The 20,919-nt window shown below is 67.1% G+C and carries 18 protein-coding genes; 9 read left to right on the forward strand and 9 right to left on the reverse strand.

Features of this window, described 5'->3' with window-relative positions; all coding sequences use genetic code 11:
* From BLU84_RS02315 to BLU84_RS02350, 8 genes are read left to right on the forward strand one after another with little or no spacing between them, the layout of a single operon-like run.
* Window positions 1-795, forward strand: a complete 795-nt coding sequence (locus BLU84_RS02315; RefSeq protein ID WP_139174565.1) for an ABC transporter permease — start codon at window positions 1-3, stop codon at window positions 793-795.
* Entirely contained in the window at window positions 792-2,015 is a 1,224-nt protein-coding gene (locus tag BLU84_RS02320; RefSeq protein WP_074862372.1) for an ABC transporter ATP-binding protein, read from the forward strand. Before BLU84_RS02315 ends, BLU84_RS02320 begins: the two co-directional genes overlap by 4 nt.
* Window positions 1,972-3,549, forward strand: coding sequence for a methyltransferase domain-containing protein (locus BLU84_RS02325; RefSeq protein ID WP_139174567.1), 1,578 nt, complete (start codon window positions 1,972-1,974; stop codon window positions 3,547-3,549). The genes BLU84_RS02320 and BLU84_RS02325 overlap by 44 nt, the downstream gene beginning before the upstream one ends.
* Entirely contained in the window at window positions 3,546-4,481 is a 936-nt protein-coding gene (locus tag BLU84_RS02330; protein WP_074862378.1) for a GDP-mannose 4,6-dehydratase, read from the forward strand. The genes BLU84_RS02325 and BLU84_RS02330 overlap by 4 nt, the downstream gene beginning before the upstream one ends.
* Window positions 4,478-5,452 (forward strand): GDP-mannose 4,6-dehydratase, encoded by a 975-nt coding sequence (locus BLU84_RS02335; protein WP_211664499.1) that lies wholly within the window; start codon window positions 4,478-4,480, stop codon window positions 5,450-5,452. The genes BLU84_RS02330 and BLU84_RS02335 overlap by 4 nt, the downstream gene beginning before the upstream one ends.
* Window positions 5,453-5,455: 3 nt before the next feature.
* Window positions 5,456-6,484 carry a glycosyltransferase family 4 protein gene (locus tag BLU84_RS02340; RefSeq protein ID WP_074862380.1) on the forward strand — a complete coding sequence of 343 codons (1,029 nt, stop codon included), beginning with the start codon at window positions 5,456-5,458 and terminating at the stop codon, window positions 6,482-6,484.
* Between the two features lie 38 nt (window positions 6,485-6,522).
* Window positions 6,523-8,937: a glycosyltransferase family 4 protein gene (locus BLU84_RS02345; protein ID WP_083382256.1), complete on the forward strand. Its 2,415-nt coding sequence runs from the start codon at window positions 6,523-6,525 to the stop codon at window positions 8,935-8,937.
* A 53-nt stretch (window positions 8,938-8,990) separates the two neighbouring features.
* Complete coding sequence (locus BLU84_RS02350; protein WP_074862388.1) at window positions 8,991-9,689, forward strand: FkbM family methyltransferase; 699 nt, start codon at window positions 8,991-8,993, stop codon at window positions 9,687-9,689.
* Between the two features lie 60 nt (window positions 9,690-9,749).
* Here the strand turns inward: BLU84_RS02350 and BLU84_RS02355 are convergent, their stop codons facing one another.
* The 9 genes from BLU84_RS02355 to BLU84_RS02395 form a co-directional block, all read right to left on the reverse strand.
* Window positions 9,750-10,715, reverse strand: a complete 966-nt coding sequence (locus BLU84_RS02355; RefSeq protein WP_139174569.1) for a DUF4214 domain-containing protein — start codon at window positions 10,713-10,715, stop codon at window positions 9,750-9,752.
* A 67-nt stretch (window positions 10,716-10,782) separates the two neighbouring features.
* A complete protein-coding gene (locus BLU84_RS26075; RefSeq protein ID WP_074862394.1) occupies window positions 10,783-12,969 on the reverse strand; it encodes a hypothetical protein in 2,187 nt (728 codons plus the stop codon).
* A gap of 61 nt (window positions 12,970-13,030) precedes the next feature.
* Window positions 13,031-13,957 carry a glycosyltransferase family 2 protein gene (locus BLU84_RS02365; RefSeq protein WP_074862396.1) on the reverse strand — a complete coding sequence of 309 codons (927 nt, stop codon included), beginning with the start codon at window positions 13,955-13,957 and terminating at the stop codon, window positions 13,031-13,033.
* Entirely contained in the window at window positions 13,954-15,075 is a 1,122-nt protein-coding gene (locus BLU84_RS02370; protein ID WP_074862398.1) for a DegT/DnrJ/EryC1/StrS family aminotransferase, read from the reverse strand. The genes BLU84_RS02365 and BLU84_RS02370 overlap by 4 nt, the downstream gene beginning before the upstream one ends.
* Window positions 15,076-15,079: 4 nt before the next feature.
* Window positions 15,080-15,430 carry a GtrA family protein gene (locus BLU84_RS02375; RefSeq protein WP_074862401.1) on the reverse strand — a complete coding sequence of 117 codons (351 nt, stop codon included), beginning with the start codon at window positions 15,428-15,430 and terminating at the stop codon, window positions 15,080-15,082.
* Window positions 15,431-15,491: 61 nt separating this feature from the next.
* Window positions 15,492-16,115, reverse strand: coding sequence for a NeuD/PglB/VioB family sugar acetyltransferase (locus BLU84_RS02380; RefSeq protein ID WP_074862404.1), 624 nt, complete (start codon window positions 16,113-16,115; stop codon window positions 15,492-15,494).
* A 277-nt stretch (window positions 16,116-16,392) separates the two neighbouring features.
* Window positions 16,393-17,334: an electron transfer flavoprotein subunit alpha/FixB family protein gene (locus tag BLU84_RS02385; protein WP_074862407.1), complete on the reverse strand. Its 942-nt coding sequence runs from the start codon at window positions 17,332-17,334 to the stop codon at window positions 16,393-16,395.
* Window positions 17,335-17,446: 112 nt separating this feature from the next.
* A complete protein-coding gene (locus BLU84_RS02390) occupies window positions 17,447-18,193 on the reverse strand; it encodes an electron transfer flavoprotein subunit beta/FixA family protein (protein ID WP_074862410.1) in 747 nt (248 codons plus the stop codon).
* 177 nt (window positions 18,194-18,370) lie between these two features.
* Entirely contained in the window at window positions 18,371-19,213 is an 843-nt protein-coding gene (locus tag BLU84_RS02395; RefSeq protein WP_074862413.1) for a D-hexose-6-phosphate mutarotase, read from the reverse strand.
* Window positions 19,214-19,388: 175 nt separating this feature from the next.
* Between BLU84_RS02395 and BLU84_RS02400 the strand changes: the two genes are divergently transcribed.
* Window positions 19,389-20,801, forward strand: a complete 1,413-nt coding sequence (locus tag BLU84_RS02400) for a mannose-1-phosphate guanylyltransferase/mannose-6-phosphate isomerase (RefSeq protein WP_074862416.1) — start codon at window positions 19,389-19,391, stop codon at window positions 20,799-20,801.
* The last annotated feature ends 118 nt before the right edge of the window (window positions 20,802-20,919 follow it).

A 20,919-nucleotide genomic window follows, 5' to 3' on the forward strand; every position in this document is an offset into this window, starting at 1 on the left:
ATGCGCGAACTGTTGTTGGCGATCTGGCGATATCGCTATTTCATCCTGTCCTCGGTCAAGAACGACCTGCGGGCGCGCTTCATCCGCAGCAAGCTCGGCGCGGTGTGGATGATCATCCATCCGCTCGCGCAGGTGCTGATCTTCGCCCTGATCCTGTCGGAGGTGTTGGCGGCCAAGCTGCCCGGCGTCAACAGCAAGTACGCGTATGCGCTGTACCTGCTCGGCGGCACCCTGGGCTGGGCATTGTTTACCGAGACGGTCACCAAGTTCGGCAACTTGTTCATCGAGAACGGCAACCTGATGCGCAAGATGGCTTTCCCGCGCATCTGCCTGCCGTTGATCGCCGCCGGTACGACCTTGGTCAACAACCTGCTGCTGTTGCTTGCGATCTTCCTTGTGTTCGCGGCGTTGGGGCACTTCCCCGACGAACAGGTCCTGTGGCTGCCGGTGCTGATTCTGGTGACGCTGATGCTGGCCGGTTCGATCGGCCTGTTGCTGGGCGTGCTCAACGTGTTCATGCGCGACATCGGCCAGATCATCCCGGTGGTGCTGCAGGCGCTGTTTTGGATGACGCCGATCGTTTACAGCATCACCATCCTGCCCGAGTCCTACCGCAACGTATTCAAGCTCAACCCGCTGTACCCGCTGATCACCAGCTACCAGAACGTGCTGGTGTTCGGCACCGAGCCCGACTGGTCGGGCCTGGGCACCCTGGCTGCGGCGTCGCTGGTGCTGACGGCGGTCGCGCTGTTCGCGTTCCGCCGCGCCTCCGCGGAAATGGTGGACGTGCTATGAGCGGCGAACTCAAGGTCAACCGGCTCGGCAAGGCTTATCGCGAATGGCGCAGCGAGTGGCTGCGCGTGGGCTCGTGGCTGGGCCTGCCGTTCCGCGCCCACGCCGAGCATTGGGTGCTCAAGGACATCAGCTTCGCGGTCGGTCCGGGCGAGGCGGTGGGCATCATCGGCCAGAACGGCGCCGGCAAGAGCACGCTGCTGAAGCTGATCACCGGCACCTCGCGGCCCACCGAAGGCAATGTCTGGGTCAAGGGACGGGTCGCGGCGATTCTGGAGCTGGGCATGGGCTTCAACGTCGACCTGACCGGCCGCCAGAACGCCTATCACGCCGCCGGCCTGATGGGCTTCAGCGAGTCGCAGATTTCCGGAGTGATCGGCGAAATCGAGGCCTTCGCCGAGATCGGCGAGTACTTCGACGAGCCGGTGCGCACCTATTCCAGCGGCATGCAGATGCGCGTGGCCTTCAGCGTGGCTACGGCGTTCCGTCCGGACCTGCTGATCATCGACGAGGCGCTGTCGGTCGGCGACGCCTACTTTGTGCACAAGTGCTTCCGCCGCATCCGCGAGTTCCGCGACGCCGGCACCACGCTGCTGTTCGTCTCCCACGATCCGACCGCGGTGCAGTCGTTGTGCGACCGCGCGGTGTTGATCGACCGTGGCCGCCTGGTCCTGGATGCCGATCCGCAGCAAGTGTTCGACTACTACAACGCGCTGATCGCCGAGAAGGAAAACAGCACGGTACGGACCGAGCGCACCGGGCAGGGCCAGATCGCCACCGAGTCGGGCACCGGCGAGGTCGAGTTCGAGTCCTTGCGCATGGAGAACGCCGCCGGCGAAGCGGTGGAGTACGTCACCGTCGGCGAGCCGGTGCGCCTGCGCGCCAAGGTCCGCGCGAACCAGGCGGTCGAACGGCTGGTATTCGGCTACATGATCCGCGACCGCCTCGGCCAGCCGATCTTCGGGACCAACACACACCACACCGGGCAGGTGTGCAGCGATCTCGCCGCGGGCGAGAGCGTGGAGTACGAGGTGGCGTTCCCGATGAACCTGGGCACCGGCACCTATTCGGTCTCGGTCGCGCTTTCCAGCACCGAGACCCACTTGGTCAAGAACTACCAATGGAAGGACCTGGCTCTGATCTTCACCGTCGCCAACGTCGACTGCGCGCCGTTCGTCGGTGTGGCCTGGCTGCCGTCGAAGATCCAGGTGCTGGGACGATGAGCGCCGGAATGCGCGTCGCCGCGGCTTGTCCGCCTATCCACCCTTTTCACAGAGAGCGTTCGAAGTGAGCAGTCAACAGTCTTCGCTGGACAGCACCGCGTTGATGGACGCCGTTCGCGCCGAGGCCGCCCGCGTTGGGGCATCCGGCGGCGCGCGGACGGCAACGCCGACCTCGCTCGATGAAATCATCCGCTTCGTCGATGCCCAGGCCAGCAGCGGCGCCGGCCGGCGTGGCGGCGCCTCGGCCCCGTCCTCGCCGTCGGCCATGGCGCGGTGGAAGCCGCTGGCATCGCGGCTCGAACCCAAGTCGCAATACGCGCTGCACGAGTTGCTGCCGATCCCGGACTCGGAATTCGTCGAAGCCGCCTATCGTTTCGTGCTCAAGCGTCCGCCGGATCCGGAAGGCTTCGACTTCTATCTCGCACAACTGCGTGGCGGGCAGATGTCGAAGATCGAGATCCTCGGTCGCCTGCGTTGGTCGCCCGAAGGCATGGCCCGCAGCGTTCATATCGACGGCCTGCTGCTGCCCTACAAGCTACATTCGCTGGAGCGCAAGCGGGTGCTGGGGCCGATGCTGCGCTGGCTGCACGGTTTGGTACGCATCGGCGAGATCCAGCGCCGGCAGACGATGATGGACAACAACCAGGATCGCGAGATGCTGGAGCTGGGCCGCCACGTCGAAAGCAGCGTGTGGGAGGCGGTCGCCAAGGTCGATTCGGTCGAGTCTCGGATGGCGTTCTACGACTCGCGCCTCAGCGCCGAGTTGAACGACATCAACAGTTCCGTGCGCGGGCTGTCGCGTTACGTCGAGGACGTGGAGAACGAAAAGAGCGAGGCTGCGCGCTCGGAACAGGCGCTGGAGCCTTTGTATGCTGCGTTCGAAGCCGCGTTTCGCGGCTCGCGCGAAACCATCATGCGGCGCTGCGAGCCGTATGTGGCCTGGGTCGACGGGTGCGGCGCGGGCAGTCCGGACGCGCCGATCTTGGATATCGGTTGTGGACGCGGCGAATGGCTCGAACTGCTCAAGGTCAAGCACAGGGCCGCCCGCGGCGTGGACCTCAACGGCACCTTTGTCGAGTATTGCCGCTCGATCGGCCTGGATGTGGTGCGCGAAGACGCGGTGGCCCATCTGAAGAGCCTGCCGGACGGATCGCTCGGCGCGATCACCTCCATGCATCTGGTCGAGCACCTGCCGTTCGAAGTCATGATCGCGCTCATCGACGAGGCGCTGCGAGTGTTGCGTCCTGGCGGCATCCTGGCCCTGGAGACGCCCAATCCCGAGAACCTGACGGTCGGCGCGCACTGGTTCTACATGGATCCGACCCACCGCAATCCGATCCCGCCGCTGGCTCTGCGCTGGCTGGTGGAACAGCGCGGTTTCGGCGTGTCGCGGATCGAGCGGCTGACCTATGCGCGCGAATCCACCGCACCGGCCAAGGTCGACGACGCCGTGCCCGGCGCAGCGACGATCAACGCACTGGTCGAACTGGTGTCCGCGCCGACCGACTACGCGATCGTGGGCGTGAAGGCATGAGCCAAGGCGGCGTCTCCGGCCGGCCCGCGCGGCTGCTGGCCACCGGTGCGAGCGGTTTCGTCGGCGGCCACCTGCGCCAGGCGATCGAGCGCGGCGAGTTCGGAGCGGTTGAATTGCTGCCGGGACCGCGTGGCCTGGATGTGCGCGACGCGCAGGCGGTCGACGCGATGGTCGAGCAGGCGCGCCCGGACCTGGTGATCCACCTGGCCGCGCAGAGCTTCGTCCCGCGATCCTTCGCCGAACCGGTGGAGACGTTCGAAGTCAACGTGCTGGGCACCTTGAACCTGCTGCGCTCGCTCAGCCGCAACGGTTTCGCCGGGCGGATGGTGTACGTGAGCTCGGGCGACGTCTACGGCAAGGTGGCGGAAGCCGCGATGCCGGTGAACGAAGACATCTGGCCGGCGCCGCGCAATCCCTATGCCGCGAGCAAGGTCGCCGCCGAGCAGTTGTGCCTGCAATGGAACCGTTCCGAAGGGCTGGACGTGGTAGTGGCCCGGCCGTTCAACCATATCGGCCCGGGCCAGGCCCGGGACTTCGTCATCCCGTCGCTGGCCCACCAGGTCGCGCGGATCCGCGCCGGACTTGCGCCGCCGCAGGTGCACGCCGGCGACATCGATGTGACGAGGGATTTCACAGACGTCCGGGATATCGTGCGCGCCTATGGCGACCTGTTGCGCGCCGCCCAGCCCGGTCAGACCTACGTGGTCGGCTCGGGTGAGGAACGCAGCATCCGCGAATTGCTGGAGGCGATGGCGAAACTGGCCGGCGTCCAGGTCGAGGTGGTGCAGGATCCGGCCAAATTGCGCCCCTCCGAACAGCGGCGGATGCGCGCCGATCCTTCCAAGCTGACCCGCGACACCGGATGGCGGCCGCGGATCGGCATCGACACCACTCTCAACGATATTTTGCAAGAGGCAGGAAACTCGCTGTGATCAACAAGAACGCACTCATCACGGGCATCACCGGTCAGGACGGCGCCTATCTTTCGCAGCTTCTGCTGTCCAAGGGATACAAGGTCCACGGCATCCTCGCGCGCCGCAGCACCGACACGCTGTGGCGGCTGCGCGAACTGGGAATCGCCGACGAGGTGACGCTGCTCGACGGCGACCTGACGGATCTGTCGTCGCTGATCCGGGCGATGCAGGCTTCCAAGGCCGATGAGGTCTACAACCTCGGCGCGCAAAGCTTTGTCGGCTCGTCCTGGCAGCAGCCGCTGCTGACCGCGCAGGTCGACGGCGTCGGCGCGCTGAACGTGCTCGAGGCGGTGCGCATCGTCAATCCGCAGGCGCGTTTCTACCAGGCTTCGACCAGCGAGATGTTCGGCCTGATCCAGGCCGAAATGCAGGACGAGACCACGCCGTTCTATCCGCGCAGCCCGTACGGCGTGGCCAAGCTGATGGCGCACTGGGCGACGGTGAACTACCGCGAAAGCTTCGGTATGCATGCCTCCAGCGGCATTTTGTTCAATCACGAATCGCCGCTTCGCGGCATCGAATTCGTGACCCGCAAGGTCACCGACGCGGTCGCGCGCATCAAGCTCGGCCTGCAGAGCGAACTGCGTTTGGGCAACATCGACGCCAAGCGTGACTGGGGCTTCGCCGGCGACTACGTCGAGGCGATGTGGTTGATGCTGCAACAAGAGAGCGGCGACGATTTCGTGGTCGCAACCGGCCAGACCACCACGGTGCGGCGCATGTGCGAGATCGCTTTCGGCCACGCCGGCGTGGCGATGGACCAGCACCTGGTGATCGACGAAAAGTTCTTCCGTCCGGCCGAGGTCGACGTGCTGCTAGGCAACCCGGCCAAGGCGCTCGCCAAGCTGGGCTGGAAGCCCAAGACCTCGCTGGAAGACCTCATCGTGATGATGGTCGACGCGGACCTGCGCCGTCTTTCGCGCGCCTGAGCCATGGGCATTCTGATCACCTCGGTCCAGGTGCCTTTCATCCGCGGCGGCGGAGAGATCCTGGCCGAGAACCTTCGCGAGCAGATCGCCCGACGCGGTTATCGCGTGGATGTGCTCACCAACCCCTTTCGCTTCTCGCCGGCGCGCAGCGTCGAGGCGGCGATGAAGTGGTGGGGCGAGCAGGACCTGCAGCAGTTCTGCGCCAGCCGGGTCGACAAGGTGATTCATCTGAAGTTCCCGTGTTACGGCGCGCACCATCCCAACGCTACCACCTGGATGTTGCACCAGTTCCGCAGCTACTACGAACTGTGGGACGAGGCGCAGGCGGCCGATCCTGAGAACCGGCGCGTGCGCGAACTGGTCCAGCGCTTCGACACCGAATCGCTGGCGCGGATGCCGGAGCGCTACACGATCGCCCGCACCGTGTCCGACCGCCTGTCGGAGTACAACGGCCTGGAGTCGGTGCCGATCTACCATCCGCCCAAGGACGATGCGCTGTTCTATACCGGCGAATCGCTGCCCTACATCTTCGCGCCTTCGCGCCTGGAACCGCTGAAGCGCCAGATGTTACTGGTGGAGGCGATGGCCAAGGTCAAGGGCCGCATCCATGCGGTCATCGCCGGAGAAGGCGGGCACGAGGCCGCGCTGCGCCAGCGCATCGACGAACTCGGCGTGCACGATCGGGTGCGCCTGGTCGGGCGGTTGAGCGACGAACAGATGCGTGCCTACTACGCCAACGCGCGCGCGGTGTTCTTCGGGCCGTACCGCGAGGATTACGGCTACGTCACGCTCGAGGCGATGCTGGCCGAGAAGCCGGTGATCACCTGCGAAGATGCCGGCGGCGTGCTTGAGTTCGTCATCGACGATGCCACGGGCGCGGTGACCGAACCCCAAGCCGACCAGGTTGCCGAGGCGATCGAGCGTTACGCTGCCGACCCCGACCTGGCGGTGGCGCAGGGGCGCGCCGGGCGCCAGCGCTACCGCGACATGCGCATCTCCTGGGATGCGGTCTTGAACGCCCTTCTGGCCTGAGCCGCAGCGCGGGCCGTTTCAGCAGGAGTTTGTTTGCAATGAGTGCGGTTTCCTCGGCGGGCAAGGGCATGAGCATCGCCCTGGTGGCGCCCAGTTCGGTACCTTTCGTCATCGGCGGCGCCGAGAACCTATGGTGGTCGCTGCTGCGCCACATCAACGAGAACACCCCGCATCGCGCCGAGCTGATCAAGCTGCCGTCGCCGGAGGGGGACTTCCGCTCGCTGGTGGAAAGCTACGCCGCGTTCTCGCGTCTGGACCTGTCGCACTTCGACCAGGTCATCAGCACCAAGTACCCAGCGTGGATGATCCGCCACCCCAATCACGTGGTTTACTTGCAGCATCGCCTGCGCGGGCTTTACGACACTTATCATTTCTGCGGCCTGCCCGACGATCTGTCCGTCGACGCGCCGGCGCAGCTGCGCGCGCTGTGGGACTGGATGGCGACCATCCGCGGCCGCCGCGACAGCCTCGACACCTTGCTGGCGGCGCTGCGCGCGGTCGCCGAGGTGGACGGCTTCGCGCCGTGGCTGGCCCTGCCCAGTCCGTTCGTACGCCGGGCCGTGCATACCCTGGATTCGATCGGTCTGGCGACCTCGCAGGTGAGCCGCTACGCGGCCATTTCCAAGACCGTGGCGCGGCGCCAGGATTATTTCCCCGCCGGTGCCTCGGTGCATGCGGTTAGCCACCCCAGCGGTCTGCCGGTGGCGCCGCACGGGCGCTACGATTACTTCTTCACCGCCAGCCGCCTCGATGGCCCCAAGCGCATCGAGATGATGGTGCGGGCGATGGCCTCAGTGCGGGGCGACGTGCCGCTGGTGATCGCCGGCACCGGCCCGGAAGAAGCGCGCCTGAAGGAACTGGCCAAGAACGATCCCCGTATCCGCTTTGTCGGCTACGTCAACGACGAGTCGCTGTCGCGCTGGTACGCCGACGCCCGCGCGGTGTTGTACGTGCCCTACGACGAGGACATGGGGCTGATCACCTTCGAGGCGATGCAGGCAGCCAAGCCGGTGGTGACCGTGCGCGACTCCGGCGGCCCGACCGAGTTCGTCGAGGACGGCGTCAACGGCTACTGCGTCGATCCTGAGCCGGCCGCGCTGGCGCGGGCGCTGCAGGCGTTGACGGACTCGCCGGAACTGGCCCAACGCATGGGCCAGGAAGGTGCGCGCCGGGTCGCCGCGGTGACCTGGAACAAGGTCTGCGAAGCGCTGATCCACGAACCCGAGCCCGTCGCGGCGCCGCGCGGCGTCGGCGCCGGCGAGCGCAAGCGCATCACTGTGCTGAGCACCTTCCCGAGCTATCCGCCCAAGGGCGGCGGCCAGGCCCGGATCTACCACCTGTGGCGACGAGTGGCGCAGCAGCACGACGTCACCATCGTTGCGCTCGGCCCCTCCGATTCGCCCGGGTCGGACGCGTTCGTGGCGCCGGGGCTGCGCGAGATCGTGATTCCCAAGACCGTAGAGCAGGACCGCCACGAACAGGAGGTCTCGGCCTCGGTCGACTGGGTGCCGTGCGCCGACAGCGCCTTCGCGCTGGCGCCGGAGCTCACGCCCGACTACGTGCGCGTCGCCGGCGACCACGCCGCGCGTTCGGACATCGTGGTGGCCTCGCATCCTTATGCCTATCCGGCCGTGCGCGGAGTCCGCATCGGCGAGCTGTGGTACGAGGCGCACAACGACGAAACCCGGATGAAGCAGGCGATGTACCCCGCTACCGCGCAGGGCGAGGCGCTGGTGCAGGCGATCGATGCGATCGAGCGCGAACTGTGCGAGCGCGCGCAGCGGGTGATCTGCGTGTCCGAGTCGGACCTGGATTCGCTGTCGCAGCGCTACCGCGCCGATCGCTCCAAATTCTTCGTCGCTGCCAACGGCGTCGACCTGGATTCGGTGCGCTATCGCGACCCGGACCAGCGTCGCGAACTGCAGCAGCGCCTGGGCCTGTCCGGACGGGCTATGGCGCTGGTGCTGGCCAGTTGGCACGGGCCGAATCTAGACGCGGTGGAAACCGTGCTCACAGCCGCGCCGTCGTTCCCCGAGGTTGACTTCGTTGTCGTCGGTAGCGCCGGCGGTGCGTTCGCCGGACGCGAACTGCCGGCCAACGTGAGCATGGTCGGCGCGGTCAGCGACGAGGAAAAAGATCTGCTGCTGGGCGCGGCCACGGTCGCGCTCAATCCAATGGCCTCCGGCGGCGGCAGCAACCTGAAGCTGCTCGACTACATGGCTTCAGGCGCGCCGGTCCTGACCAGCGAGTACGGGCGACGCGGGGTGGCCGGCGCCGACGACCTGCTGTGGCTCTACGATGACAGTGTGGAGTCGTTTGTACGCGAATTGCGCGCTTTTTGTGCTACTTCCGACGAGCAACGCCGAATTCGGGTACCGTTGGCGCGGGATTACGTGGAGCGGAATTTTTCCTGGTCGATCATCGTAGGCGAGGTGCTGCGCCGCATCATCTGACGGGCGACATCCGCCGACACTTGGTTTTCGGACAATCGTGAGGGGAGAGGCTCATGGATTACGAAGCGAGGTTGGAGCGGTTCTATTCGCAGGTGCTGAAACCCGGCGACGTTTGCGTCGACGTCGGCGCGCACCGGGGGCGGCACACCATTCCGCTGGCCAAGGCTGTCAGCGCATCGGGCCGGATCCTAGCGTTCGAGCCGATCGATTTCGTCGCAGCCGAACTCAAGCAGGCCGTCGACAGAGACGGCCTGAGCCAGGTGGAAGTGATCAACCATGCGCTGGGCCGACAGGCCGGCAGCTTTTCGTTCGTGCTGGCGCTCGACGCGCTAGAGTATTCCGGACTGCGCGAGCGCGTGTACGACAGCCCGACCCGGCTGCGCAACATCGAAGTCGCGGTGCAGCGGCTGGACGATGTGGTGGCGCAACGCGGTTTGCCGGCGGTGCACTACATGAAGATCGACACCGAAGGCGGCGAGTGGGACGTGATACAGGGCGCCGCCGACACGATCCGGCGCTGGAACCCGGTGGTCACCTTCGAATTCGGCGCCAACTCCTATCGCAAGTACGACGTCGATCCAGGCGAGGTGCATCGCTTCTTCGCCGAGCACGGCTACGCGATGTTCGACATCCTCGGCAAGCGCCTGGACCGGCCGGAGTTCGAGGACAGTTCGGAACGCCAGCAGGTCTGGGACTACGCAGCCATTGCGGAATCCGACGCGGCGGCATACGCGCGCTGGCTGGCGGACTGACGCGCCGTGGGCTGGCGGATCGAATCGCCCGATCGGCGGGGGCGTCGGCCGTGGACGAGCTTACTCCTTGGCCGCGCGTAGGCTGGCCAGCACCGCTTCGCGCGGAATGCCCGAGGCCAGCTTGTCTAGGTAGTGCGCGCGGCCGCCCGGGTCGGCCTCGCGATGCAGGATGTCGCGATAGGCCTGGTCGACGAAGGCTGTGTCGCTGTCCACGCGCAGAAGCGCCTCGGGCGGCCGATGCGCGACCTTGCGCGCGATCGCCTGGAACAGCCATTCGTCGTGATGGTCGATGCGTGCGATTTCGAAACCGGCATCGTTCAACGCGTGAATCAGGCTGACTTCGGTGAAACCGTTGTAGTGGAAATCCCCATTGTAGCGTTGGGTACCGAACAGGCACCGCAGCAGGACATCCTGGGCCTCTGGCGTTTGCCGCTCGGGCTCCTGCAGCAGCCGCGTCAGTGCGATCACGTCGGGCACGCGCACTTCCAGCAGACCGTCGTGCTTGAGTACGCGGTTCCACTCGCGCAGCGCGGTCGAGCAGCAGTCGCGCGGGACGTGCTCGAGTATGTCCTGGGCCAGCGCATAGCCGGCGTAGTTGTCGGCCAGCGCAACGATGTTGGTGATGTCGGCGACGATGTCGGGGTGGTGGAACTCGTGCAGGTCGATGTTGATCCAGCCTTCGCGCAGATCCATGCCGCAGCCCAGGTTCAACCACGGTCCCTGCGGCGGTGCCGGCAACTCGGGCTCAGGCGCGAGCCCCAAAGCGGGCTCGGGTTCGACGGACAGCGGCGGCTCGGGCGAGGGCGCCGGCGAAAGAATGTGCTGCAAACGGCTGACGATGCCCATTAGCCGATCCTGCTGTTGGGGGAGGTCAGTCTGGCGCATCGGCTGTGGATTTGCAGTCATTGCGCCATCGGTCCAGCGCTGTGTCCAGGCTGCAATGGACTCGGCATAGAAAGAGTGCTTATCCGGCCATATCAGCACGAATGGTGACGGCACGCGCAGAGTGGATCTGCGCGTGGCCACACCGCTGGGTCGAGCAGGGCCCCGTTTTCCGCCGGTTTGGCCTGCGTCTGCGCTGCGGAAGCGGCGGTCAGCGCCGCATCGGTACAGGCTCAGCGCCGACTCGGTGCGCGTCGTCGGGACCGCCGCACAGCAAGGGGCCAGCGAACACCAGCGAGAAGCCGAGCTTGCGGTTATCGCCGTTGCCCGGCGGCGCGGCATCGGGGTGGGTCGTAATCCGCACATGGGCGCCGGACGACGGCATCGGCACCCGCAATTGGGTGCGTCGCTGCGGGACGATGTCGCCCTGGGCGACGCGTGCGCCGTCGACCGTCACCTCGACATGGCGCGGCACCACGGTGCCCAGGTCCAGGTTCAGCGAACAACCGGCGACGCCGCCAGCGATCGGCGCGATGCGCAGCGCGGCGTCGCCCGAGGACCACATCAGCAGCCGTCCGCTGCCTTGGTCTTCAGGCGTATGCCAGCCGCCGCCCGCTGCCAGCAGCAGCGCCGGCTTCGGCGCCGGCGGGGTCTTCAGCGCGTAGCCGATCTGCGAGCTGTCGGAGGAGACGATCTCGGTCAGCGCATGGGTCGCGGCCAGTTCTCGCAGGAACTCTTCGATCCACGGTGTGCGGCCGCGTTCGTCCACGACCACGGCGGCGTAGCCGGCGGCGTCGAACAGGCGCACCGCCTCTGCCGCCGGCTGCCGGGTCATCAGCGCCAGCCAGTTCGATGCGGCGCGGCCCTTCATCGCGCCGTAGGTCCAGTGCAGATCCAGCCCATGCAAGTGATTGCGGAACTGAGTGTAGTGGCCGATCGGCGAATCGGTCTCCGGGTATTCAGCGAACGGCAACTGCAGCACGTTGGCGCCGGCCGGCAACTGCTTGCGCAGTTCGGCGACGAACTGGCGGTCGGCATCGAAGCGTTGGGCGGCGGCGACGGCGCGTGCCTTCAGCATGCTGCGGCGATCCGGGACCTGGTCGGGAATTGCGACCAGCACCATCAGCACGGCCGTCAGCGGCGCCAGCCAGCGCCGGCCGTACGCCGTCGCCAGGGTCTGCACCACCGAGGCCAGCACGATCAGCGAGGCGAAGCCTATCAGCGGCGAGACCCGGTTCACCGAGCGGATCTCCGGCGACACGATCAGCGCGAACAACGTGGCGAAGCCGCCGATGGTCGCGAACACGGTCATGATCGCGACCGTCATCGCTGCGAACTGGGCCTGTTGCGGCAGGCGGTTGCGGTAGGCCGGCACCAGCAGGATCAGCAAGGCCAAGCAGAAGCCCAATGCGCCGACCAGGCCCAGGCCGGCGGTGGAGTTCTCGGTGTTCAGCGGCGCCAGTACGTCGTACTTGTTGCGCAGCCGGGCGAACAGGTCGAAGCGATGCTGCGGCACCGGCAGCAGCATCTGCGCGATCTTCAGTCCGTAGATTTCGGTTTCCGACATCACCCGCGCCGCGACTTGGTCGTTGCTGCCGTTCTCCATCCGGTACATCACCGTGGGCACCAACTGCAGCGAAGTGCAGCAGACGATCACGGCGATCGACAGCGCCATGCGCCGCAGGCCGGCGGTCGACCGGAACTGCAGGAAGCTGAGCACGCCCGCGGCCCCGAGCAGTACGCAGGTGAAGAAGGCGAAGTAGATGCCCGTGGCGCCGATCCAGATCAAGATCGCGGTGCGCGCGGCGATCGACAGCCAGCGCCGGCCGCGGCTGCGCGGTGGGGCGTCGGGGGCGGGCGGCAGGTAAGTCCAGGTCGCCACCAGCAGGCTCAAGGCCAGCGCCGAGTAATTGTTGTAGTACAGATGCGCTTCGCGCATGAAATGGAACGGCAACACCGAGAAGGCGATCGACACGGCGATCGATAGGGCCAAGCCGATGCCGAGCCTTCGCGCGACCGCGAAGCCCGCCAACGCGGTCAGCGCCACGCCCAGCAGATAAACGCGGTTGTAGCGCTCGCCGAAATCGCCGGGCGCGGCCACGGCGTTGGCCATGACATGGTTGGCGTAGTCGGCGTTGGGAAAGTCCAGGTGGTCGGTGCCGATCGGGGCGCCGGCCAGATCGATGTCGGCCACGCTGCCGGCCTTCTGCGCCTCCAGCACGTACGAGTACTGCAGCGAGTCGCCCTCGTAAAGGAACGGAACGTCCGCGCGGCCGTAGGTCATGCCGACGCCGTAGCGGCAAACGATTACGGACACCAGGATGGCGATCAGGCAGGCGACGATATTGATCGCCGCGGCCTGGCCAGGTTGCGACGGATTGGCGGTGGGGCGGTTCATGGATGCGGACGCAGGCTCGTTCTAGGCCGCGTCCGCGCTGCGCGGCCCGCGGCGGTGCGGATCACTTTTCGTCGTCGATGACGTACAGCGGCTTGTCTTTGATCTCGTCGAGGATGCGCCACAGGTACTCGCCGATGATGCCGAGCATGAACATCAGGATGCCGCCGATGACCAGCAGTGCGACCATGATCGGCGCCCAGCCGGTGAATGGCGTGGTGTGCAGCATCCAGCCGACGACGATGACCGCTGCGTAGGCCACGCCGAGCAGGGAGAAGCCCACGCCGCACATCGACATGATCCGGATCGGCAGGTAGGAGCCGTCCAGCAGGAAGTCGTAGAACAGCTTCATCTTCTTGCTGAAGTTGTACTGCGACTTGCCCACTTCGCGTTTGCGTCGCACGTAAGGCAGGTAAGTGGTGGGCAGGCCGGCCCAGATCACGTCGCCCTGGTAGAAACGGTTGCGGCCGCGGTAGCTGAGGAACAGCTCCAGCGCGCGTCGGCTCATCAGCACGAAATCGAAGCCGCCCGCGGGGATGTTCGGGTTGGACGCGCGCAGCGCGCCGTAGGCCAGGCGCGAGAAGAACTTGGCGCCGAAGGAGTCCTCGCGGTCCTCGCGGAAGGCCACCACCACTTCCGAACCGGCGCCCCACTTGCCGACCATGTCTGCGGTCAGTTCGGCCGGGTCCTGCAGATCGGCCGACATGTTGATGATGGCGTCGCCGCTGGCATGACGATAACCGGCCACGATCGCGGCGAGCTGGCCGAAGTTGCGGCTGAAGCGGATGCGCCGGACCTTCGGGTCCAAGCGCGCGACCTCCTCGATCTCGGCTTGCGAGCCGTCCTTGGAGCCGTCGTTGACGAACAGGATCTCGTAGTCGTGCGCGGCCAGCGGGCCGTCGCCGCGGAACAGCGCGACGATCGATTCCCAGGTGCGCTTGATCGAGCCTTCGTTGTGGTAGACGGGGATGACGTAGCTGATCTTGCTCACGGCGCCTCTCCTTGCCCGGTGCGTACGCGGTCGAGCGCGTCGCAGACCCGGGCGATGTGCTCGTCGGTCATGCCGATGAAGAACGGAATGCCGAGGATGCGCTCGCCGATGTCGACGGCCACCTCCAGCGCTCCGGCTTTGGCCACATCGTGCAACGCGGGATGGTTATGCAGCGAGGGCGAGTACCAGCGGCGGGTCTGGATGCCCAGCGTCGCCAGGCCCTCGGCCCAGCGCGCAGCCGAAGCGCCGGCGGGCAGCAGTACCGGCATCAGCGGATAGATGCCGTCGGCCGGCTTGTCCTGGTATCCCAGGTACGGACAGCGTTCGGCCAGCGCGCGCGCGTAGCGGGCGCTGAGGTCGCGACGGTCGCGTTTGGTCTGTTCCCACTGGTCGAACGAAGCCAAGCCGATGGCGCAGTGGTACTCGCTCATCTTGCCGTTGGTGCCGATCGAGTCGAGCATCGCGATCGAGGTATCGATGCCGAAGTTCGATAGCTTGCGGATGCGTTTGATCCGCTCGGTCGAGCGCGACAGCACCGCGCCGCCCTCGGCCGCGCCGAAGGACTTGGTGGCGTGGAAGCTGTAGACCACATCGATGTCCTCGCCCGGGCCCTGATTGCCGTAGGCGCCGGCAGCGTCCACCAGCACCGGGACCGAGGTCTCGCGCACGAACGCGTCCCAAGCCAGCGGGTCCTGCGGACAGCCGAAGGTCGACACCGGGATGACTGCGTCGATGCCGCCGTCGGCGAGCGCGGAGCGCGCCAGTTGCGGGCTCAACAGCCAGCTGTCGCGGTCCACGTCGGACAGCACTGGCTGCATACCCACGCGCAGCACCGCGGTCACGGTCGCGGCGAAGGTGATCGCCGGAATCAGCACGCGCGCGCCGGTCCGCAGGCCCAGCGCCTGCAGCGCCAGTTCCAGGCCGACCGTGCAATTGGACACGGTGGTGACCTGCTCGGGCAGCCACTGGCGGCCCACGTCGGCAGCGATGCGGCGCTCGAACTCGGCGTTGAGCGGGCCGAAGTTGGTGTAGTGCCGGTTGTGGTCGATCTGCCGGAGGTAAGGCATCAGGCTCTCGGCCTGCGGCATGTGGGGCACGAGCAAGGGAATGGTGGTCATGGAGTCAGCTGGCGAAGGAGTAATGCTTGTGAACGAGATAGCTTGCGATGGTCGAGGCAGCGATGAACAAGGCCTGGCCGAGCAAAGGGCTGGTATGGGTGAAGGCGAGGAACAGCGGCAGCAGGATCAGGTTGGCGGCGAAGATCGTGCTGTTGCTGGCCAGAAAGCGCAGGAACTGCCGCCGCCAGTCGCCCTGGACGCTGCGGAACACCAATAGGCGCTGGGTCAGGAACGATTGCGGCAGGGCCAGACAATAGGCCACCACCACGGTCACGGTCGGATGCCAGAGGTGGCCGAACAGCAGATGGGTGGCGACGAACGCGAGATAGCCGAACACGGTGTTCCAAGCACCCACCGCGAGGAAGCGGTGTTTTTCCGATCGCCAAAGGCGTTGCAACCGCTTCATCGTCGTGTGATCAGCGCGAGGGCTTGAGCCGAGCCGGGCTGCCGACGTAGATGCCGCCGGGCTCCGCCAGGTCGCCGACCACCACCGCCCCCATCCCGACCACCGCATCGGCGGCGACGTTGATCTTCTCCCGCAGGCAGGCGTTGGTGCCGAAGTACGAGCCGGTGCCGAGCACGCAATTGCCGCTGATGTTCACCGCCGGCGCGGTGGTGACGAAATCTTCCAGGCGGCAGTCGTGGCCGACGGTGGTGGCCAGGTTCAGCTGCACCTGGCGGCCGATGACGATGTCGCAGGTGACGATGCTGCCGGCGCAGATGATGCTGCCTTCGCCAACGCTGGTGCTGCGGTGCACGCGCGCGTCGGGATGGACCAGGGTCGGGTAGCGGGTGTCGGCCGGCAGCGAGGCGTGCATCTTACGTCGCGCCTGCGGGCTGCCGACGGCCAGCACCAGTTCGGTCGTGGCAGGGTCGAAACGGCTGATCGGCTGGGTATTGATGCCGGAGACGATCCGCTCTTTCCACAGATCGTCGCTTTCGTACAGGGCCATCACGCGTTCGCCCAGACCCAGGTCCTCCAGCAACATGAGCACTTCCCGCGCGAAACCGCCGGAGCCGTAGAGTGCGAGTTTTTTCATGCTGAGATCCTGTCGACTGCTGAATGGGGATGGGCGCGGTCGGCGGCGTCAACCGAGGCCGGCCGCCTGCGTTTGCAAGGTCGTGCGTACCGCCGCGTCGGAAGCGGCCTAGAGCACACGGCACTGCAGCCGCATCGGCTGCGATACACAGATTCTGTCGGCGGTTCCGCCAACGGATTGTGTTTATTTTGTGCGTCGTACTACAAAACGATCCCCGCCGGCCGGTCGGCCGACGGGGTTTTTTCCCTGCGCAACGATCCCGGTCGCGTCGGGGCGGTCAGCCCAGCGCCGCTTCCAGTTCCGGCAGCAGCTTGAACAGATCGCCGACCAGACCGATGTCGGCGATCTCGAAGATCGGCGCTTCGCCGTCCTTGTTGATCGCCACGATGGTGCCGGCGTCCTTGATCCCGGTCAGATGCTGGATCGCGCCGCTGATGCCGACGGCGACATACAGCTCCGGCGCGATGATCTTGCCGGTCTGGCCGACCTGCAGCTCGTTCGGCACGTAGCCGGCGTCGACCGCGGCGCGCGAGGCGCCGACCGCCGCGCCGAGCTTGTCGGCGAAGTCGTAGATGATCTTGAAGTTCTCCTGCGAGCCGACGCCGCGGCCGCCGGAGACGACGCGCTTGGCGCTCTGCAAGTCCGGGCGGTCCGACTTGCCGGCGGCGAGGCCGACGTAGCGGGTGTGGCTCGGCAGCGCGGCCTCGGCCGAGGCGGCTTCCACCGACGCACTGCCGCCCTTGGCCGCTTCCGGCCACGACGCGGTGCGCACGGTCGCGACCACGGTGTGATCGGCCGGGGCCTCGACGGTGACGATGGCGTTGCCGGCGTAGATCGGGCGCTTGAAGGTGTGGCTGGCTTCCACCGCCATCACGTCCGACACCTGGGCCACGCCGAGCAGCGCGGCCACGCACGGCATCAGGTCCTTGCCGAAGGTGGTCGAGGGGCCGAACACGTGGCTGTAGCCCTTGGCCAGCGCGGCGATCTGCGGCGCCTGCACCTGGGCGATGGCGTTGGCGTTGGCGGCGTTGGCCACGGCCAGCACCTTGGCGACGCCGGCGATCTGCGCGGCTTCGGCAGCGACGTCGGCCGGGTCGGCGGCGAGCACGACGATGTCGATGGAGTCGGGCTTGAGCGCCTGCGCCGCGGACACGCACTTGGCGGTGGAGGCGTTGAGCTTGCCGTCGAGATGCTCAGCAACGATCAGAACCTTGCTCATTGAAAAATATCCTGTACTGGAAGGTCGGTAACTTCGGCTGCAAAAGGTCGTGCTTCCACAACCCCGCTCCATCCCGCTGCGCAGGATGGAGCAGCCCCTTGACTCAAGGGGCTTACAGCAACCCCTTCTGCTTAAGTGCGGCGACCAGTTCGGCCGCGTCCTTGACCATCACGCCCTTGCTGCGCTTCGGCGGCGGCGCGTAATGGGTGGTCTTGAGCGTGTCGCCGGCGTCGACGCCGAGGTCGGCGAACGCGATCGTCTCCATCGGCTTGCTCTTGGCCTTCATGATGTCCGGCAGCTTGATGAAGCGCGGCTCGTTGAGGCGCAGGTCGGTGGTGACCACCGCCGGCAGCTCCACTTCCAGGGTTTCCAGGCCCGCGTCGACTTCGCGCACGACCGTGGCCTTGCCGTCGGCCACTTCCAGCTTGGAGGCGAAGGTCGCCTGCGGGCGGCCCCACAGCGTGGCCAGCATCTGGCCGGTCTGGTTGGCGTCGTCGTCGATGGCCTGCTTGCCGAGGATGACGATGTCCGGCTGTTCCTTCTCGATCAGCTTGAGCAGGGCGCGCGCGGCGGTCAGCGGCTGGATCGGCTGGTCGCTGACCACGTGGATGGCGCGGTTGGCGCCCATCGCCAGGCCGTTGCGCAGGTGCGCCTGGGCGTCGGCGGGGGCGATGGTGGCGACCACGACTTCGGTGGCGATGCCCTTGTCGCGCAGGCGCAGGGCCTCTTCGAGCGCGATTTCGTCGAACGGATTGGCCGACAGCTTGACGCCGTCGGTGATCACGCCGGAACCGTCCGGCTTGACCTGGATGCGGACGTTGTAGTCCACCACGCGCTTGTAGCCGACGAGGATCTTCATCGTGCGGGATTTCCTTGTGGGGGGTGCCCGGCCGGGAACGGCCGGCAGCCCTCGATTGTAGCGGAGACGGCCAGCCGACGCAGTCGGCCGCGAAACCGGCGCCGGAGCGGACGTTCGGCGCCGATCGCCGACGTTAGAGGCCGTCGTTGCGGGCCGGGCGCGGCTCGCGCGGCCGGCTCAGCCGCCGATCCGGTACTGCGCCGAGGAGCTTTCCACGATCAGGATCTGCGCCCCGGTCCAGGCCTGGCCGGGCTCCAGCCGCACCGGCTGCAGCACCTGCGCGGCTTCGACGCAGACGAAGCGGCGGTGGCCGTCGGGTTCCAGGTCGGCCATGCCGGCGGCCAGCCCGGCGCCGGGGTTCCACACCACGGTGTCGGCGAAGCCTTCGGCCTCGCAGCGCAGCATGTGCTCGCCATCGGTGATGCGCAGCGGGCGCTGGGTGTCGGCGTAGATGCGGTCGACCTCGCCGTCGAAGCGCACCGGCGCGTCGGTGGGCGGGCAGGCGGCATCGCCGTGGGCCGAATCGACGTAGCCGCGATCTTCCAGGCCGTGCACCAGGGTCGCGTCGATGTCGCCCACGGCCAGGTAGGTGTGCAGGGCGGCGCTGAATTCGAAGGCGGCGCGGTCGCTGTTGCGCACGGTCAGGGCGATGCGCAGGCGGTCCTCGCCGGGTTCGATGTCCAGCGCGGCCTCGAAGCGGTGCGGCCAGTGGCGGCGGGTTTCCTCGCGGTCGCGCAACTGGAACGACAGCCGCGTCGGCTGCGGGTCGGCCTCCCAGGTCAGGGTGCGGGCGAAGCCGTGGCGCGGGCCGCCGCCGCGCAGCGCGAACTGCGGAAAGATCACCGGCACGCCGCCGCGGATCGCCTTGCCGGCGCCGAAGCTCGCGTTCGGGCTCAGGTACAGCCGCTCGCGGCCGCGGCAGCGCCAGGACAGCACGTGCGCGCCGAAGGCGCTGGCTTCGACGCGCGAGTCGCCGGGTCCGTTCAGTTGCAGGCTAGCGGGCAGGGCAGTCGCGTTCATCGTTCCGTCCATGGCGGCGAAAGGGGGCCAGCATGGCGGCACGGGCCGCGCCAAGCTGGCACGCCGGTCATAGTACCGGGCGCCCGGCCGCTGCGGTTTAGGCGCTGTGAAGCCCGGGGGAACAGGGGTTCGGCTATTCTTGTCGCCCCTTTTCGTTCCGAAATCTGGAGCCAGGATGCTTCACCCCGTCGTTCTCAGTGGTGGCAGCGGTTCGCGCCTGTGGCCGCTGTCGCGCCAGAATCAGCCCAAGCAGTTCCTCTCGCTGATCGGCGACCACTCGCTGTTCCAGGAAACCCTGCTGCGCGCCAATGCGCTGCCCGACACCGGCGCGCCGGTTACGGTCTGCGCCGAAGACCACCGCTTCATGGTCGGCGAACAGCTGCAAGGCATCGGCGTGGCCAATGGCGCGATCCTGCTGGAGCCCAGCGCGCGCAACACCGCCCCGGCCATCGCCCTGGCCGCGCTGCATCTGGTCGGCGAGGATCCGTCCGCGACCATGCTGGTGCTGCCGGCCGATCATCTGATCGAAGACGTCGACGCCTTCCGCGACGCGGTCGCGCGCGCCACCGTGCTGGCCGAGCAGGACTGGCTGGTCACCTTCGGCATCACCCCCGACTATCCCGAGACCGGCTACGGCTACATCGCCCGCGGCGACGCCCTGGGCGAGGGCGGGTTCAAGGTCAGCCGCTTCGTCGAGAAGCCCGACCTGGCCACCGCCGAAGGCTATGTCGCCGCCGGCACCTACGCCTGGAACTCGGGCATGTTCCTGTTCAAGGCCCAGCGCTATCTGGACGAACTGCAGACGCTGGCGCCGGGCATCCTCGCCGCCGCGCGCGCCGCGTACGCCAAGGCCAGCCGCGACCTGGACTTCATCCGCGTCGGCAAGGAAGAGTTCGCGGCCAGCCCGAACGACTCCATCGACTACGCGGTGATGGAAAAGACCGCGCGCGCCGCGGTGGTGCCGGTGAGCTGCGGCTGGAGCGACATCGGTTCGTGGTCGTCGCTGTGGGCGGTGGCCGAGCGCGACGACGACGGCAACCGCTACGACGGCGACGTGATCTCGGTGGACACCCGCGGCAGCCTGGTGCGCGCGTCGGACCGGCGCATGATCGCGACCATCGGCGTGGAAGACCTGGTCATCGTCGACACGCCCGACGCGACCCTGGTCGCGCGCAAAGATCGCGTCCAGGACGTCAAGACCATCGTCGACAAGCTCAAGCAGGCCGGGCGCCAGGAGCACCTGTTCCACCGCAAGGTCTACCGTCCGTGGGGCAACTACGACTCCATCGACATGGGCGAGCGGTTCCAGGTCAAGCGCATCGAGGTCAAGCCCGGCGGCGTGTTGAGCCTGCAGAAGCACCACAAGCGCGCCGAGCACTGGATCGTGGTCTCGGGCGTGGCCGAAGTGACCTGCGACGACAAGGTGTTCGAGCTGCGCGAGAACGAGAGCACCTACATCCCGCTGGGCAGCGTGCACCGCCTGCGCAACCGCGGCACCGAGCCGGTCGAGCTGATCGAAGTGCAGTCGGGCAGCTACCTGGGCGAGGACGACATCGTCCGCCTCGAGGACGTGTACGGCCGCTCGTAAGCGTCGCGCGCAGGTAGAAACCGCAAGCGAACGAAGACCGGCTCAGGCCGGTCTTCGTTTTTCAGCGCCCAGCGATCTGCGCGATCTGCCTGTAGGAGCGACGCGAGTCGCGACCGCG

Origin of the sequence: Lysobacter enzymogenes, from assembly GCF_900106525.1 — a bacterium.
GTDB lineage: Bacteria > Pseudomonadota > Gammaproteobacteria > Xanthomonadales > Xanthomonadaceae > Lysobacter > Lysobacter enzymogenes.